Origin of the sequence: uncultured Leptotrichia sp., assembly GCF_938036635.1 — a bacterium.
In the GTDB taxonomy this organism is placed as follows: Bacteria; Fusobacteriota; Fusobacteriia; order Fusobacteriales; family Leptotrichiaceae; genus Leptotrichia; species Leptotrichia hongkongensis.
In genome coordinates this window covers 1-1,446 of record NZ_CALHQO010000414.1, presented here as the reverse complement: position 1 = coordinate 1,446, position 1,446 = coordinate 1, and the positions used below count along the sequence as shown (strand labels likewise).

General features: G+C 25.0%; 2 protein-coding genes. One reads left to right on the top strand and one right to left on the bottom strand.

The genetic code is table 11. From position 1 onward, the window contains the following. Positions 1-252 precede the first annotated feature (252 nt). Positions 253-675, bottom strand: a complete 423-nt coding sequence (locus tag Q0370_RS08340; protein WP_299574536.1) for a pyridoxamine 5'-phosphate oxidase family protein — start codon at positions 673-675, stop codon at positions 253-255. Positions 676-762: 87 nt separating this feature from the next. Here Q0370_RS08340 and Q0370_RS08335 point away from each other — a divergent pair. Beyond that, positions 763-1,446: HTH domain-containing protein (locus Q0370_RS08335; protein WP_299574534.1), on the top strand; the 684-nt coding region annotated here is incomplete at its 3' end.

Here is a 1,446-nt window from a genome sequence, read left to right as displayed (position 1 = left end):
GAAGCGCCTTGAAGCAAATAAATGACAGGAATTATTCTGAAGGGTTAAAATATGAAGGTTATAAAGAAATTGTGAAAATTGGGATGGGATTTAGGAAAAAGGATGTGGAGGTTGTAGTAGAGGAAGAATAATTTATTATTAAAAAAGGGTATGTTGAGTGATACCCTTTTAACTTATATTCAAATCTATTTTTAGAAAATAAAATAGAAATTTGAAAAATAATCATAAATGTTAAGTTTATTTTATAATTGATTATAAAATCTCAAGTTCCGTAGTATTTTTAACACCAACAGTAACAGTTGCTTTTGTAAAAGACACTTCATATAATACCAGAAGATTTTCTGCTTCATCAATATTCTTTTTTACTTCTGGCAATTTTTCTATGAATTTATTTTTTAAGTCTCGAACAGATTTTTGACTTTTTCTTATAATTCCTTTTGCTTTAACACGTTTTATTCCATCTTTAGGAATTGTTGTAAAAGCTACTTTATTATTTTCTTCAAATTCTATTGTTTTTTGGCTGTTCTTGAATGATAAAAAATATAAAATTTTCTCTTCAGGATTATAATAAAATCTTACAATTCTTACATTAGGCTGATTGCTGGAGTCTGAAGAAGCTATTGCCATATCAGTAGTTTTTTCCATAATCTCTAAAAAGTTATTTGTTATATCCATAATTTCCTCCTTAAATTTATATTTTGAATTATACTTCAAAATAGTATCAAAATATGGTACTATTAAAATAAAAAAATTGGGAGGAAAATGAAAAAATCAGAGCGAATTAATGATATGATGATATATCTTAATAATAAAGAGACTTTCAATTTAAAAGATATTATGGAAAAATACAGTATTTCCAAAAATACGGCTTTAAGAGACATAAGATTTCTTGAGGAAATTGGAATGCCAATTTATTCTTTCAGCGGGAGAAATGGAAGATATAAAATTTTAAAAAATAAACTGCTCTCTCCTGTCTTGTTCAATGTAAATGAAATATATGCATTATACTTCACTATGCTTACGTTAAAAGGATACAAAACAACACCTTTTCATTTAGATATTGAAAAATTGAAAGAAAAATTTAAAAACTGTATTCCACAAAGGCAAGTGGAGGAAATTAACAAAATGGAGACAATATTAAATTTTGAAGTTTCAAAGCATCAAAAGGAAAGTCCATTTTTAAAGAAAATTCTTGAAAATTCAATAGAAGAAAAAGTTTGTAAAATTTTGTATAAAGAAGAAAAGAAAGACAAATATTATTTTGTTCAGTTTTTTAAAATATCATCTGCTTATAGGCAATGGATTGCTTCAGGATATGATTTTGAAGATAGGGAAATTAAAAATTTTCAATGTGATAAAATTATTCATTTGGCAAAAGATGATAAATTTGAATCAATTTCTTTTGAAAAGTTTGTTAATTTAAATTCAGATATGTATAAAATTCAT